We start from the raw sequence: 13768 nt of genomic DNA on the forward strand, positions 1-13768 counted from the left end.
CGATCAGACGATTTGCAACAGCAGGCCCTTCAGATATTCGCCTTCCGGGAACGCGGCGAGCAGCGGGTGATCGACGCCCGCGCCGAGCCGCTTCAGGATCCGCGCGTCGACCTTCGCGTCGGCCGCGGCGCCCGCGACGATCTTCTGGAACAGGTCCATGTCGATCGCGCCCGAGCACGAGTACGTGAACAACAGGCCGCCCGGACGCAGCAGCCTGAAGCCGCTCAGGTTGATGTCCTTGTACGCGCGCGCCGCGCGATCGACGCTGTCGCGCGTCGGCGCGAACTTCGGCGGATCGAGCACGATCAGGTCGAAACGCTCGCCTTCGTCGACGAGGCGGCGCAGCGTCTTGAACGCATCGGCGTCGAGCCAGGTCGCGCGCGCCGCGTCGAAGCCGTTGGCCACGACGTTCTGCTGCGCGAGCGCGAGCGCGTCGCCCGACGAGTCGATCGACACGACGCGTTTCGCACCGCCCTTGAGCGCCGCGAGCGAGAAGCCGCCCGTGTAGCAGAAGCAGTTCAGCACGTCGCGGTCGGCCGCGTACTGCGCGACGAGCGCGCGGTTGTCGCGCTGGTCGACGTAGAAGCCCGTCTTGTGGCCGTTCGGCACGTCGACGTGGTAGCGCACGCCGTTTTCGTTCGCGATCAGCGTCGCGGGCGGCGCGTCGCCGGCCAGTACGCCCGTCGTCTGTTCGAGCCCTTCCTTGTCGCGGATCGACACGTCCGAGCGCTCGTACACGTTCGGGCAGCCGGTCGCGCCGGTAAGCGCCGCGACGATCGCGTCCTTCCACGCTTCGACGCCCGCGGCCATGAACTGGCAGACGAGCTGGCCGCGCGGCGCGGCGCCGGCTTCGGCGGTGTCCGCGACGTAGTAGTCGACGATCAGCCCCGGCAGCCCGTCGGCTTCGCCGAACACGAGCCGCACCGCGCCCGTGCCCGACACCATCGTCGTGCGGTGCGCGACCGCGCGCTGCACGCGGCGCTTGAAGAACGCGTGATCGATCGGTTCGTGCTCGTCGAAGCTCCACACCCGCACGCGGATCTGCGACTGGGGGCTGTACGCGCCGCGCGCGAGGAAGCGGCCGTCGTGCGCGCGCACGAGCACGGTCGCGCCGGGCGCGGGCTTGCCGTCGACGCGGTCGATCGCATTGGCGTAGATCCACGGATGGCGGCGCAGCAGCGATTTTTCCTTGGACGGCTTGAGGGTGACGGTTTGCATGGTGAGATCGAAAGGGGCCGGGCGCGACGCCGGCCGGTGCCGGCCGCCGCGCGCGGCGGGTAACACGGGGCGCGCGTCAGTCGCGCTTCTTCGCGCGCGGATGCGCGCTGTCGTAAATCTTCGCGAGATGCTGGAAGTCGAGCGACGTATAGACCTGCGTCGCGGCGACGCTCGCGTGGCCGAGCAGTTCCTGCACCGCGCGCAGGTCGCCGCTCGACTGCAGCACGTGCGTCGCGAACGAATGGCGCAGCACGTGCGGGTGGACGTTGGCGGGGATGCCGGCGGCGAGCGCCGCGCGCTTCACGCGCTCGCGCACCACGCCCGGCGACATCCGGTTGCCGCGCACCGACACGAACAGCGGATGCGGATCGTGCTTCACGAACTCGCCGCGCACCGCGAGCCACGCGTTCAGCGCGTCGATCGCCTTGCGGCCGACCGGCACCTTGCGCTCCTTGTTGCCCTTGCCGCGCACGGTGACTTCGGCCTCGGCGAGATCGAGCCAGCCGGCCGAGCGGTAGCCGTCGGCCTGCGTGTACCGGACGTCGAGCCCGATCAATTCGGCGAGGCGCAGCCCCGACGAATAGAACAGCTCGAGGATCGCGTGATCGCGGATGCCTTCGGTCGTGCCGGCGAGCGGCGCGTCCATCAGCGCGGATGCGTCGTCGACCGACAGCGCCTTCGGCAGGGTTTTCGGGCGCTTCGGCGCGCGTACCGCGGCGACCGGGTTCGCGGGCATCTCGATGCGTTGCGCGAGCCAGCGGTAGAACGCACGCCAGGCGGACAGCCGGTGCGAGATCGAGCGCGCGGACAGCCCGCCCGCGTGCGCGCGCGCGACCGCGCCGCGCATGTCGGCGGCGGTCAATGCTTCGAGCGGCCGGCCGGCGGCAAGCTTCCTCAGTTCGTCGAGCTCGTGCGTGTATGCGCGCAGCGTGTGTTCCGACAGTTGCCTGACGTGCTTCAGGTTCGACAGGTAGGCGGCGATCGGATCGTCGGTCATCGCGTGCGGCGGATCAGTGCGGCAGCAGGCGCGTGAGCGCCGCGCTCGCGAGCGTCGCGATCTGCGCGAGGAAGTCGGTCGCCATCCCGTCGTGGAAGCGGCGCGGATCGGGCGAACCGAGGACCAGCAGGCCGAACGCGGGTGCATCGTTGCCGGCGAGCGGCGCACGCAGCGCGAGCAGCGCGACCGACGCGGCCGAGCCGTCGCCGGCCGGCGCGGCTTCGGTGCCTTCCGCCGCGCTCGCGGCGGCGCGCGCGGGCGCGAGCCACTGGGCGGCCTCGAAGCCCGTGTTCGCGCCGCAGTACGGCGTCGACAGCCCGTTCGTGAACAGGCGCACTTCCTCGCCGACCTGGCGGGCGAAATCGGCTTGCGCGTAGGTGTCGGCCACGTCCCAGACGCGCAGCGCCGTTTGCGGCACGTCGAACACGTCGGCGATGCCGTCGGCGATCGTGCGCGGCAGCGCATACGGATCGCGTTCCGCGATCACGCGCGCGGTCCAGCGGCTGAACTTCGCGGACAGGCTGTCGTTCTCGTGGCCGTAGCGCACCAGCTCGGCGAGCCGGCGTTCGAGATGCTTGTTCTTGTCGCGCAGCATTTCCATCTGCCGCTCCTGCAGCGAGATCGCGGCCTTGCCGTGCGGGTTCGCGAGACGGATCGTCGCGAGCAGTTCGGCGTGCTGCGCGAAGAATTCGGGATTGGCGAGCAGGTAGTCGGCGACTTCGCGATCGTTCATGTGGCTGGAGCGTTCAGTTATCAGGGACGTTGCAGGGTCAGGCGTTCAGGTCGATCTCGCCTTCGAACACGGTCGTGGCGGGGCCGGCCATCATCAGCGCGGCGGTTTCGTCGCGCGCGCCGTCCCAGCCGATCGTCAGCGTGCCGCCGTGCGTGTGCACGGTCACGGGCGAATCGAGCAGGCCGCGCCGGATACCGGCCGCGACCGCCGCGCACGCGCCGGTGCCGCACGCGAGCGTCTCGCCCGCGCCGCGTTCGTACACGCGCAGCTTCACCTCGTGGCGCGACACGATCTGCATGAAACCGGCGTTCACGCGCTGCGGGAAGCGCGCATGGCGCTCGATCAGCGGGCCTTCTTCCAGCACCGGATACGCTTCGACGTCGTCGACGACCTGCACCGCGTGCGGATTGCCCATCGACACCGTCGAGATCCAGCGCGTCGCGCCGCCGACGTCGAGCGGCCACAGCGTGTCGTTGCCTTCCTTGCGGCCGTCGAGGCCCGACGCCTCGAACGGCACTTGCGCGGGCGCGAACACGGGCGCGCCCATGTCGACGACGACTTCGCCGTTCTCCTGCAGCGTCAGCGTGATCAGGCCCTTCATGACCTGCACGCGCACGCTGCGCTTGTCGGTCAGGCCGCGGTCGCTGACGAACTTCACGAAGCAGCGTGCGCCGTTGCCGCAGTGCTCGACCTCGCCGCCGTCGCAATTGAAGATCCGGTACTTGAAATCCGCGCCGTCGACGGTCGGTTTCTCGACGAGCAGCAACTGATCGGCGCCAATACCGAAGTGGCGGTTGGCGAGCGCGCGCACCTGCGCTTCGGTGAGCGGCGGCAGCGCGCGCGAATAGCCGTCGAGCACGACGAAGTCGTTGCCCGCGCCGTGCATCTTGGTGAACGAGAGTTTCACTGGGTCCGGAATTCCATGGCGAACAAGGCGGTCGGCACGACACGGACGGCCGGCTGCCATGCCGGGCGGCCTCGTTCGTCGTGCCGATCTCAACCGCAAATGATACATGCAGCCGACAGGGGCGTCCTGCGCGGGCGGGCCGGCGTCCGTTGTGCGGGGGGCGGGGGCCTTGTCTGCCGATCGCGCCGACTGGTCGCGCGGATGATGAGCGGGCGGATTGACAGGGGGGCGGCGTGGCGGGCTCGGCTGTGGCCGGTACGCGGAACGGTGCGCGATGTGTATTTCGTACCCGTCAAATTGATGTCCCAATCCGGTGATTCGTATAGTGCGGCTATGCGCTGCCGGCGTTTCCGGCATCGCGCCTCGTCACTGAATTGATCCAACACCATGACCCGCATCTTCAATCCGCCCCATCCGGGCGAAACGCTGCGCGACGACGTGCTGCCGGCGCTCGGCCTGACCGTCACCGAGGCCGCGTCGCAACTCGGCGTGACGCGTGCCGCACTGTCGCGGATCCTGCACGGCCATGCCGGCATCTCGCCGGAAATGGCGTTGCGCCTCGAAGCGTGGCTCGGCGAGGAAAACGGGGGAAGGGCCGATCTGTGGCTCGCGCAGCAGTCGGCCTACGATCTCTGGCAGGCGCACGAAAAAGGCGCGCCGAAGGTGGCGAGAGCGCAGGCGCGGCCATGACGGCGCGCCCGCGCATCTCTCGCGGCAGGCTCAGTACAGGCTGGGTTCGCCGGGCGGTCGCGTCTTGAAGCGCTTGTGCACCCAGTAGTACTGCTCGGGCATCAGCGGAATCTGCTCCTCGAGGAACGCGTTCATCCGCCGCGCGTCGAGATCGTCGTCGCCGGTCGGGTAGTGATCCCACGGCTTGAATACCTTCAGACGGTAGCCCTTGTAGTTGGGCAACACCTCGCCGATGAACGGCACGACCTGCGCACGGCCCGTCTTCGCGAGCCGGCCGACGGCCGTCAGCGTGCACGCCGGCACGCCGAAGAACGGGACGAACGTCGAGTTGCGCAGCCCGTAGTCCATGTCGGCGCCGAGCATCACCGGCTTGCGGTCGCGCAGCCAGCGCAGCACGACGCGCGCGCTGTCCGCGCGGCCGACCATCTCGGCGTCGAAGCGCCCGCGCGCCTTCTTCGCCTCCTCCTCGAGCACCGCATTCGAGAACGGCTGGTACAGCGATCCGCAGCGGCGGTGCAGCGACCGGTTCAGCCAGATCGAGCCGGCTTCGATGCCGACGAAGTGCAGGCCGAGGAACAGCGTCGGCGGCAGGTCCGGATCGGTGAGATCGACCGCGCTGTCGACCTGGATCAGCTTCGCGAGCTTCTTCTCCGAGCCGAACCACTGCACGCTGCGCTCGACGTAGCTGCGGATCGCATGGCGGAAATGCCGGCCCGCCACGTCCTCGCGCCGCTCGTCGCTCCAGTCGGGGAAGCAGAGTTTCAGATTCGTATGTACGATGCGCTTTCGCCGGCTGGGGATCTGATACAGCAGCCAGCCGAGGCCATCGCCGAACCGTGCGGTCAGACCGTACGGCAGTAGCGCGAGCAGCTTCAGCAAGCCGATGGCGAGGTGCGTGCCGAGGCGGCCTAGCATGCGGAATCTCCGTGGGGCCGGCTGGCCGGCACGTTGCGAACAGGGTGGTAAGACAGCGGAAGATGCAGCACGGGCGGCGCTCTGTGACAATTCAGGAAAGCCGCTATAATACGGGCTTCGCCGAGTTAACTGACAACTTGCGGGGCGAAGCCGGCTGGCGCGACACACGCTGCCCGGTCCTGGTAATCCGCTAAAGCGTCGCCGCTTCAGGCCCAACGAAGCTGGCTACGTGAAACCAACCGTAACCACACAGGAGCCTGAAAAAGTGGCAAACGATTATCTCTTCACGTCCGAATCCGTCTCCGAAGGCCATCCGGACAAAGTCGCGGACCAAATCTCGGACGCGATTCTCGACGCCATCCTCGAGCAGGACAAATACTCCCGCGTCGCGGCGGAAACGCTGTGCAACACCGGTCTCGTCGTGCTGGCCGGTGAAATCACCACGACGGCGAACATCGATTACATCCAGATCGCGCGCGATACGATCAAGCGCATCGGCTACGACAACACCGACTACGGCATCGACTACAAGGGTTGCGCGGTGCTCGTCGCATACGACAAGCAATCGCCGGACATCGCGCAGGGCGTCGATCGTGCACACGACGACAACCTCGATCAAGGCGCGGGCGACCAGGGCCTGATGTTCGGCTATGCGTGCGACGAAACGCCGGAACTGATGCCGCTGCCGATCTACCTGTCGCACCGCCTCGTCGAGCGCCAGGCCAGCCTGCGCCGCGACGGCCGCCTGCAATGGCTGCGTCCGGACGCGAAGTCGCAGGTCACCGTCCGCTACGTCGACGGCAAGCCCGATTCGATCGACACCGTCGTGCTGTCCACGCAGCACGCACCGGACATCGAACTGCCCGCGCTGCGCGAAGCGGTGATCGAGGAAATCATCAAGCCGACGCTGCCGGCCGAACTGATCAAGGGCGACATCAAGTTCCTCGTGAACCCGACCGGCCGGTTCGTGATCGGCGGCCCGCAGGGCGATTGCGGGCTGACGGGCCGCAAGATCATCGTCGACACCTACGGCGGCGCCGCACCGCACGGCGGCGGCGCGTTCTCGGGCAAGGATCCGTCGAAGGTCGACCGTTCGGCCGCGTATGCGGGCCGCTACGTCGCGAAGAACATCGTCGCCGCGGGCCTCGCGTCGCGCGCGCTGATCCAGGTGTCGTACGCGATCGGCGTGGCCGAGCCGACCTCGGTGATGGTCAACACGTTCGGCACGGGCCGCGTGTCGGATGCAGTGATCACGAAGCTCGTGCGCGAGCATTTCGACCTGCGTCCGAAGGGCATCATCAAGATGCTCGACCTGCTGCGCCCGATCTACGAGAAGACCGCGGCTTACGGCCACTTCGGCCGCGAAGAGCCGGAGTTCTCGTGGGAAGCGACCGACAAGGCGCTCGCGCTGGCCGAAGCGGCCGGCGTGGAGCCGACCGCACGCGTCGCGTGAGCGTCGTTCGCCTGAAATGAAAAACCCCGGCCAAGCCGGGGTTTTTTTATGGGTTCGATCGCCGAAGCAATGGCGGCCGATCGGGGCGGACGACGCCCGCCGCGTACATTCTCAGCGCGCGCCGAACCCGAACCAGCCGTTGCTTGCTGCCAGGCGGCGCGGGCGGTTGACGCGGCGCTGCGGGCCGAGCTTGCGGCGCAGCGCGAGCGCGCGCAGCGACGACGGCTTCTGCAGCAGCGAGCGCAGGCCGGCGCGGCGCGCGAACGCCTGCGTGCTCATCATCGAGAAAAACGCGTGAAACCACGCACGGATGCCGTCCAGCCGGCTGTGCGGGTGCGTACGTTCGGCCAGCGCCTGCGTGCGTGCGCGGTGGTGGCGCAGCGGGCGGGCGGGAGCGGACGGCACGACGCGCTTCGCAGCGCGGTTGAAACGGGAAGTCAGACGGAATGGCATGTGAACGATGCTTCGCTTGTATGGATGGCGCCCTGCAGAGCGCACTGGTATGAACGGCCTCGGATGACGCAACGGATCTTACCGAAACCCGTTGCGCGCCGCGCCCGCCAGAATTGACAGGCCGCGTCAGGCTACAGGGGATTCGTGACGGGCAAAAGTCGCGATAAACCCTTGTGCCGCAACGCGTGTGCCGCATACCGCCTGTCGCTCAGGCAGGTGCCGCGCCGCACAGTTCCCTTGCGCTGGATCAAATCCGCGATTGGCATGCCCCTGCGCACGACAATGGCGCTGTTCGCGGTATCCGGCGCCGATTTACAATCGTCACATTCACACAATAAACGTCTGGCATCCCATGTCGTCTCCATTGCAGTCGGAATCGATCCGCGCGCAAGTCGCGGAATTGCGCGAGCGCGGCTTCGTCGTCGCGCGCGGCCTCGTCGGCGAAGCGCAGTGCGCGACGCTCAGGCAGATCGCGGAGCGCCAGTTGCGGGAGGCCGCCGAGCCGATCGAATTCGAGGCCGACCTGCGCTACCCGGGCGCGCCCGAATCGAAGCATGCGCCCGGCGGGCATACGGTGCGGCGCCTGCTCGATGCGTACTCGCGCGATCCGGCATTCGCCGAGCGTGCGATCGCGCCCGAAATCGGCGCATGGATGCGCGAGTATTTCGGTGAGCAACCCGTGCTGTCGCGCGCGCATCACAACTGCATGATGACGAAGCACCCGGCGTACGGCAGCCTGACCGGCTGGCATCGCGATTTCCGCTACTGGGCATTCGAGCGCCCGGACATGGTGTCGGTGTGGCTCGCGCTGGGGCCGGAAACCAACGAGAACGGCGCGCTGTGGCTGGTGCCCGGCTCGCATACGGCCGAATTCGGGCCGGAAGCGTTCGATGACGCGAAGTTCTTCCGCGGCGATCTGCCGGAAAATCGCAGGATGATCGACGCGGCCACGTGCCCGTCGCTGCAGACGGGCGACGTCGTGTTCTTCCACTGCAACACGCTGCATTCGGCCGGGCAGAACCGTTCCGACCAGGTGAAGTTCTCGCTCGTGTACACGTACCATGGCGCGAGCAACCGGCCGGTGCCCGGCACGCGCTCGGCGTCGAAGCCGGAAGTGCAGTTCTAGGCGTGGATCTGGCGGCCGGTGAAGCCGCCGCAGCCACGCGATGCGGCGCATCGCGGGCGGATGAAACGACGGGCGGCCTGGCCGCCCGTTTCGTTTGGCGCGGCCCCCGCGCGTGTCGCGAGCCGCGGATGCGTCGCGATCAGCGCTTGCCGCCCGGCATCGCGAGGCCGATCAGGCCGATGAACGACGCGACGGCGCCGCCGACGATCAGCAGGATCGTCTTCGTCGCGGGCGAGCCGGTGAAGAAGCGCGACACGTTGTCGTTGATCGAATGGAACGACTGGCCGCCGAAATACAGCAGCACGATGCCGCCGACGAGCAGTGCAACCGAGATGACCCGGGACATACCAACCTCGCTGAAACGGTGATTCGAGACGCCGCAGTGTAGGCGAGCGCCGCGGTCGCGTCCATCGCCGTGCCGCCGTGCGCGATTCGGCCGCTTTCGCTACCATAGTCGTCGTATGACTCCTTCGCCGCCGTCGCGCCATCGGCGCGGCCGGCGCGCGTCCCTTCCCCCGATGTCCTGACGGAACAGACTCATGGCCTACGAAGCAGCTTCCGAACGTTATGCCGACATGCAATACCGTACCTGCGGCAAATCCGGGCTCAAACTGCCCGCCCTGTCGCTCGGCCTGTGGCACAACTTCGGCGATTCGACGCCGATCTCGACGCAGCGTGAGATCCTGCGCACCGCGTTCGATCTCGGCATCAACCATTTCGACCTCGCGAACAACTACGGGCCGCCGTACGGCAGCGCCGAAACCAACTTCGGCCGGCTGCTGAAGGAGGATTTCCGGCCGTATCGCGACGAGTTGCTGATCTCGACGAAAGCCGGCTGGGACATGTGGCCGGGCCCGTACGGCAGCGGCGGCGGCTCGCGCAAGTACGTGCTCGCGAGCCTCGATCAGAGCCTGCAGCGGATGGGGCTCGACTACGTCGACATCTTCTATTCGCACCGTTTCGACGCGCATACGCCGCTCGAGGAAACGGCGGGCGCGCTGGCGTCGGCCGTGCAGCAGGGCAAGGCGCTCTACATCGGCATCTCGTCGTATTCGGCCGCGAAGACGCGCGAGATGGCCGACCTGCTCGCGCAGTACAAGGTGCCGCTGCTGATTCACCAGCCGTCGTACAACCTGCTGAACCGCTGGATCGAGCGCGACCTGCTCGGCACGCTCGACGACGTCGGCGCGGGCAGCATCGCGTTCACGCCGCTCGCGCAGGGCTTGCTCACGTCGAAGTACCTGAACGGCGTGCCGGCCGACGCGCGCGTGAACAAGCCGGGCGGCGGCTCGCTGAAGCAGGAGCACCTGAGCGCGGACAACCTCGAGCATGTACGCAAGCTCAACGCGATCGCCGAACGGCGCGGGCAGAGCCTCGCGCAGATGGCGCTGGCGTGGGTACTGCGTGACGGCCGCGTGACGTCCGCGCTGATCGGCGCGAGCCGGGCGGAGCAGGTGCGCGAGAACGTCGGCGCGTTGAAGAACCTCGCATTCTCGGCGGAGGAGCTCGCGGAGATCGATCGCTACGCGACGGAAGGCGGCATCAATCTGTGGGAAAAGCCGTCCACCGATCAGGCGATCTGACCGGAAGTCGATACGGCGTGCGAAACATCGCGCGCCGTATCGTCGACGCGCAGGCAGTGCGTCACGTCGCTGCCGTGCAGCGAGGTGTGTCGCGCACGGCGGTGGCGCTAGATCAGCGCGGGCAGGCCTTCAACCAGCAATACCGCGACGCCGACGCCGAGAATGACGCCGAGTACGCGCAGCAAGTTGTGACGGAACTGGGTGGCGCACGGCACCGCGCCGAGAAATAGCGCTCCGGCCAGCGCCATCGGAATCAACAGGATGAAGTCGCCGATCGTGAAGTAGGTCGTCATGCGTGTCTCCAGTGTCGGCCGAAGTGAGCGCTTCAGTGCGTGCCTGGGCGGCTCCATCCCTGCGGGATATCGGCCGAAGCCGGCACGCGTGCGCTCACCCCGGCCCCATGCCGGGTGTTTCTAGTTGGTCCGGCCCGTTACGAGCAGGCCGGTCCATTCGAGTATAGGCAACCGGCGGCGTTTTTCGCTATCCGAACCATTAAAAATCAGCGGAAAGCCCCGGGAATCCCGCATTTTTCGTGCGAACAAGACGAACGCCTTGCACGCATCTTTCCCGTTCCTTTCGATTTTCGCGGAATCGTCGTATGTGTCCGATACGGGCCGCCGCACCCGCGGGCGCGGCGGCCGGCCCGCTCACGCGCGGTCGGATTGCGGGCGGCCGGCCGGCGCGCGGAACACGAGCGCGAGCCCGGCGATGATCGCGCCCATGCCGGCGAGCGCGAGCGGCTCGGGCCGGTTGCCGAGCCACGCGGCATCCATCAGCGTGGTGACGACCGGCACGAGATAGAACAGGCTCGTCACGTTCACGAGATCGCCGCGCTGCATCAATCGGTAGAACAGCAGTTGCGCGATCACCGAAATCACGATGCCGAGCCACAGCAGCGGCACGACGAACGCCCAGTTCAGCTCGAACGACACCGGCCGGAACGGCACGATCGCGACGCACAGCGCGAGGCCGATCGCGTTCTGCATCGGCAGCACGTCGGCGGGCGCCGCGCGCACGCGCTTTTGCAGCAGCGAGCCGACGGTCAGCGCGACGAGCGCCGTGAGCGCGCACGCGATGCCGGCCGCCGACAGGCCGCCCGTCCCGCCGCTCACGCCGCGACCGACGACGAGCGCGAGGCCGGCGAGCGACAGCGCGAGCCCCGCGATGCGCGCCGGCTGCCAGCGCCGCTCGACGATCGCGAGCGTGAGGATCGGCTGCACGCCGAGGATCGTCGCGAGCACGCCGGGCGCGATGCCGCGCTCGAGCGCGAGCAGATAGAAGATCGAATAGCCGCCCATCATCAGCAATCCGGTCAGCGCGGCCATGCGCCGCTCGCCGCGCGGCGGCAGCCAGCGTTTGCGCATGAAGGCCAGCACGAGCAGCACGAATGAGGCGAGCGCGAAACGGGCAGTGAGAAAGGCGAACGCGGAGGCGTGCCGCAAACCGAGTTCAGCGAAGATCGCGCCGCTGCTCCACAGCAGCACGAAGAGCGACGTCGCGCCATGCGCGGCAAGCGCGCGTTTGAACGAAACCATGTGAATCCACCTGTCGAACGGATCGAAACGTTCCATCCGCGCGCGGCAACGTGCCGTGCGTCATGACGCACGCACGTGCAGACAACGGGGCGAATGGAAGACGAAGAAGCCGGCGAGTCAGCCGGCGCGTGCCGCCGGCGGGGGCGGCGCGGCGCAGACGCGCGGCGGTGCGACAGGAGGAGGAAGGACCGACGGATGCATGCACGCCCGCGGCCGCGAGTCGAACTGCGGCCGGGATGTTGCGCGGGCGGACGTGAGCGGATGCATCGTGTCGGAATGCGATTGAACGCGAATGAAAGCCAAAGGTACCGCAAGGCAGCCGTCGAACGCAACTGCTGTCGGCGGCGGCGCATCGCGGGTGGGGCGATAGGTCGCGGCGATGCAAGGCGGCGCCGGCTTGCCGGCCGATGCGCATGCAAGCTTTCGGCGAACGGAAGAAGGCGATCGGCAAGCGACGCGCGCGAGGTGATGTCAGCGCCGATCGCGGGCGTGTTCCGACGATTGCGCGCGGCGCAAGCGAAACGGGACGCGCGTTGCGTCGATCGCGCGTGCGCGGCGGCGCGGGACGGTTTCGGTAGGCAGCCGCATTCGACAGGGTATGATGGGGGTAACCGGGTGGGCAAGTGCGTGCCCGGCGCAGTGGTTGATTGGAGACATTCGACGAATTCGCGGCACTTCGCCCGCTTCTTCTTCTTTTCGCGCTTCGATAAACCGTGAACAATGGGATCACGCGCAACGCTCCGCCGAGAGCGGCGCGGATCGTGCATTTGCCGGCTCGCCAGCGGGCCGGGTTTCAAGATTCAAGAGTGGGGAACCATCATGCATATCGGGTCGATCGTCTGCACTACCCATATCGCCGTGCCGAAGGGCGCGCGCGGCATCGTCCAGCGCATCCTGGGCGACATGGCCATGGTGACCTGGTACGCGGGCGTGCCGGGTGAGTCGAAAGAACTCAACACCGAGCCGTTCTTTCTCGAGGACCTGATCGACACCGGCGAATCGGTTCTGCCGGCCGGCGCGGCGCTTCACTAAGCACCGGACGCTCGTCTTTCGGTCCGGCTGGCGGCACAATGCGGGGCATGACCGACACCGCTTCCGCTCCCGCTTCTCCCGCCAGCCCGCCGTTCGCCGGCCTCACGCCCGAGTGCGTGCTCGACGCGCTCGACAGCGTGCTGATGCCGGCCGGCCTGCGCACCGACGGGCGCCTGCTCGCCCTCAACAGCTACGAAAACCGCGTCTACCAGGTCGGTATCGAAGACGGCCCGCCGGTCGTCGCGAAGTTCTATCGCCCGGCGCGCTGGTCGGACGACGCGATTCTCGAAGAGCATGCGTTCGTCGCCGAACTCGCCGCGCGCGAGATTCCGGCGGTGCCCGCGCGAGCCTTCGACGGCCGCACGCTGCACGCGTTCGACGGCTTCCGCTTCTCGATCTTCGAGCGGCGCGGCGGCCGCGCACCCGATCTCGACCGCAGCGACACGCTCGAATGGCTCGGCCGCTTCATCGGCCGCATTCATGCGGTCGGCGCGACGCAGCCGTATGTCGCGCGTCCCGTGCTCGACATCGGTACGTTCGGCTACGAGCCGCGCGACTACCTGCTCGCGCACGATTTCATTCCGGATGACGTAAGGCCGGCGTACGAGACCGCGGTCGCACTCGCGCTCGAAGGCGTCGAGGCCGCGTTCGAGCGCGCGGGCGAGATCCGCCTGCTGCGCACGCACGGCGACTGTCATCCGAGCAACGTGCTGTGGACCGATGCCGGCCCGCATTTCGTCGACTTCGACGACAGCCGGATGGCGCCGGCCGTCCAGGATCTGTGGCTGCTGCTGCCGGGCGATCGCGAAGGCGCGTCGCGCGCGCTGGCGGACCTGCTCGCCGGCTACGAGGATTTCTGCGAATTCGAGCCGCGCGAGCTGCATCTGGTCGAAGCGCTGCGGACGCTGCGGCTGATCCACTACGCGGCGTGGCTCGCGCGGCGCTGGGACGACCCGGCGTTTCCGGCCGCGTTCCCGTGGTTCAACACGCATCGTTACTGGGAAGCGCGCGTGCTCGAATTGCGCGAGCAGATCGGCGCGATGCAGGAAGGGCCGCTCTGGCCCGTGTGATGGACGACGGCTGCGTGCGCGGCATCCCATGCCGTGCGGCAAGGGCCGCGGCGCGA

Annotated in this window: 15 protein-coding genes; 6 read left to right on the forward strand and 9 right to left on the reverse strand. The window is 68.0% G+C overall.

The annotated features are described in order from the left end of the window. Positions 1 to 3: 3 nt before the first annotated feature. The 4 genes from WS64_RS11900 to dapF form a co-directional block, all read right to left on the reverse strand. A complete protein-coding gene (locus WS64_RS11900; RefSeq protein WP_011546461.1) occupies positions 4 to 1218 on the reverse strand; it encodes a class I SAM-dependent rRNA methyltransferase in 1215 nt (404 codons plus the stop codon). A gap of 76 nt (positions 1219 to 1294) precedes the next feature. After that, the gene (xerC, locus tag WS64_RS11905) at positions 1295 to 2215 is read right to left on the reverse strand and encodes a tyrosine recombinase XerC (protein WP_059642549.1); all 921 of its coding nucleotides are present in this window, start codon (positions 2213 to 2215) and stop codon (positions 1295 to 1297) included. Positions 2216 to 2228: 13 nt separating this feature from the next. Beyond that, on the reverse strand, positions 2229 to 2948 hold the full coding sequence (locus tag WS64_RS11910; RefSeq protein WP_059642547.1) for a DUF484 family protein: 720 nt from the start codon (positions 2946 to 2948) through the stop codon (positions 2229 to 2231). Between the two features lie 37 nt (positions 2949 to 2985). After that, positions 2986 to 3855, reverse strand: a complete 870-nt coding sequence (gene dapF / locus WS64_RS11915) for a diaminopimelate epimerase (RefSeq protein ID WP_060312248.1) — start codon at positions 3853 to 3855, stop codon at positions 2986 to 2988. Between the two features lie 387 nt (positions 3856 to 4242). On the opposite strand from dapF, the gene WS64_RS11920 reads away from it, so the two are divergent. Beyond that, positions 4243 to 4545: a HigA family addiction module antitoxin gene (locus WS64_RS11920; protein WP_060966529.1), complete on the forward strand. Its 303-nt coding sequence runs from the start codon at positions 4243 to 4245 to the stop codon at positions 4543 to 4545. 30 nt (positions 4546 to 4575) lie between these two features. On the opposite strand, the gene lpxL is transcribed toward WS64_RS11920, so the two are convergent. Continuing rightward, complete coding sequence (gene lpxL, locus WS64_RS11925) at positions 4576 to 5460, reverse strand: lauroyl acyltransferase LpxL (protein ID WP_059583990.1); 885 nt, start codon at positions 5458 to 5460, stop codon at positions 4576 to 4578. Between the two features lie 265 nt (positions 5461 to 5725). Here lpxL and metK point away from each other — a divergent pair, with 265 nt between their 5' ends. After that, the gene (gene metK / locus WS64_RS11930) at positions 5726 to 6913 is read left to right on the forward strand and encodes a methionine adenosyltransferase (RefSeq protein ID WP_011546455.1); all 1188 of its coding nucleotides are present in this window, start codon (positions 5726 to 5728) and stop codon (positions 6911 to 6913) included. A gap of 111 nt (positions 6914 to 7024) precedes the next feature. Here the strand turns inward: metK and WS64_RS11935 are convergent, their stop codons facing one another. Further along, a complete protein-coding gene (locus WS64_RS11935; RefSeq protein ID WP_059642539.1) occupies positions 7025 to 7366 on the reverse strand; it encodes a hypothetical protein in 342 nt (113 codons plus the stop codon). Between the two features lie 352 nt (positions 7367 to 7718). Here WS64_RS11935 and WS64_RS11940 point away from each other — a divergent pair, with 352 nt between their 5' ends. Further along, positions 7719 to 8492, forward strand: coding sequence for a phytanoyl-CoA dioxygenase family protein (locus tag WS64_RS11940; protein WP_060966530.1), 774 nt, complete (start codon positions 7719 to 7721; stop codon positions 8490 to 8492). A gap of 139 nt (positions 8493 to 8631) precedes the next feature. Here the strand turns inward: WS64_RS11940 and WS64_RS11945 are convergent, their stop codons facing one another. Beyond that, complete coding sequence (locus WS64_RS11945; protein WP_059583985.1) at positions 8632 to 8838, reverse strand: DUF3185 family protein; 207 nt, start codon at positions 8836 to 8838, stop codon at positions 8632 to 8634. A gap of 193 nt (positions 8839 to 9031) precedes the next feature. Between WS64_RS11945 and mgrA the strand changes: the two genes are divergently transcribed. Further along, positions 9032 to 10075, forward strand: a complete 1044-nt coding sequence (gene mgrA / locus WS64_RS11950; protein ID WP_059642533.1) for an L-glyceraldehyde 3-phosphate reductase — start codon at positions 9032 to 9034, stop codon at positions 10073 to 10075. Between the two features lie 107 nt (positions 10076 to 10182). Here mgrA and WS64_RS11955 read toward each other — a convergent pair whose 3' ends face one another. Further along, a complete protein-coding gene (locus WS64_RS11955; protein WP_006482800.1) occupies positions 10183 to 10368 on the reverse strand; it encodes a hypothetical protein in 186 nt (61 codons plus the stop codon). A gap of 354 nt (positions 10369 to 10722) precedes the next feature. Then, positions 10723 to 11610, reverse strand: coding sequence for a DMT family transporter (locus tag WS64_RS11960; protein ID WP_060966957.1), 888 nt, complete (start codon positions 11608 to 11610; stop codon positions 10723 to 10725). A gap of 819 nt (positions 11611 to 12429) precedes the next feature. Here WS64_RS11960 and WS64_RS11965 point away from each other — a divergent pair. Together WS64_RS11965 and WS64_RS11970 are read left to right on the forward strand one after the other, a co-directional pair. Next, positions 12430 to 12642, forward strand: a complete 213-nt coding sequence (locus WS64_RS11965; RefSeq protein WP_006477514.1) for a hypothetical protein — start codon at positions 12430 to 12432, stop codon at positions 12640 to 12642. A 38-nt stretch (positions 12643 to 12680) separates the two neighbouring features. After that, the gene (locus WS64_RS11970) at positions 12681 to 13712 is read left to right on the forward strand and encodes a serine/threonine protein kinase (protein ID WP_060966531.1); all 1032 of its coding nucleotides are present in this window, start codon (positions 12681 to 12683) and stop codon (positions 13710 to 13712) included. Positions 13713 to 13768: the final 56 nt, after the last annotated feature.

Source organism: Burkholderia anthina (assembly GCF_001547525.1).
Lineage (GTDB): Bacteria > Pseudomonadota > Gammaproteobacteria > Burkholderiales > Burkholderiaceae > Burkholderia > Burkholderia semiarida.

Excerpts from the sequence above, each read along its gene's own strand:
- mgrA (WP_059642533.1), top strand. The coding sequence starts at position 9,032 with ATGGCCTACGAAGCAGCTTCCGAACGTTATGCCGACATGCAATACCGT.
- WS64_RS11955 (WP_006482800.1), bottom strand. The coding sequence starts at position 10,368 with ATGACGACCTACTTCACGATCGGCGACTTCATCCTGTTGATTCCGATG.
- WS64_RS11920 (WP_060966529.1), top strand. The coding sequence starts at position 4,243 with ATGACCCGCATCTTCAATCCGCCCCATCCGGGCGAAACGCTGCGCGAC.
- WS64_RS11965 (WP_006477514.1), top strand. The coding sequence starts at position 12,430 with ATGCATATCGGGTCGATCGTCTGCACTACCCATATCGCCGTGCCGAAG.
- WS64_RS11960 (WP_060966957.1), bottom strand. The coding sequence starts at position 11,610 with ATGGTTTCGTTCAAACGCGCGCTTGCCGCGCATGGCGCGACGTCGCTC.
- WS64_RS11935 (WP_059642539.1), bottom strand. The coding sequence starts at position 7,366 with ATGCCATTCCGTCTGACTTCCCGTTTCAACCGCGCTGCGAAGCGCGTC.
- xerC (WP_059642549.1), bottom strand. The coding sequence starts at position 2,215 with ATGACCGACGATCCGATCGCCGCCTACCTGTCGAACCTGAAGCACGTC.
- WS64_RS11910 (WP_059642547.1), bottom strand. The coding sequence starts at position 2,948 with ATGAACGATCGCGAAGTCGCCGACTACCTGCTCGCCAATCCCGAATTC.
- lpxL (WP_059583990.1), bottom strand. The coding sequence starts at position 5,460 with ATGCTAGGCCGCCTCGGCACGCACCTCGCCATCGGCTTGCTGAAGCTG.
- WS64_RS11970 (WP_060966531.1), top strand. The coding sequence starts at position 12,681 with ATGCGGGGCATGACCGACACCGCTTCCGCTCCCGCTTCTCCCGCCAGC.
- WS64_RS11940 (WP_060966530.1), top strand. The coding sequence starts at position 7,719 with ATGTCGTCTCCATTGCAGTCGGAATCGATCCGCGCGCAAGTCGCGGAA.
- WS64_RS11900 (WP_011546461.1), bottom strand. The coding sequence starts at position 1,218 with ATGCAAACCGTCACCCTCAAGCCGTCCAAGGAAAAATCGCTGCTGCGC.
- WS64_RS11945 (WP_059583985.1), bottom strand. The coding sequence starts at position 8,838 with ATGTCCCGGGTCATCTCGGTTGCACTGCTCGTCGGCGGCATCGTGCTG.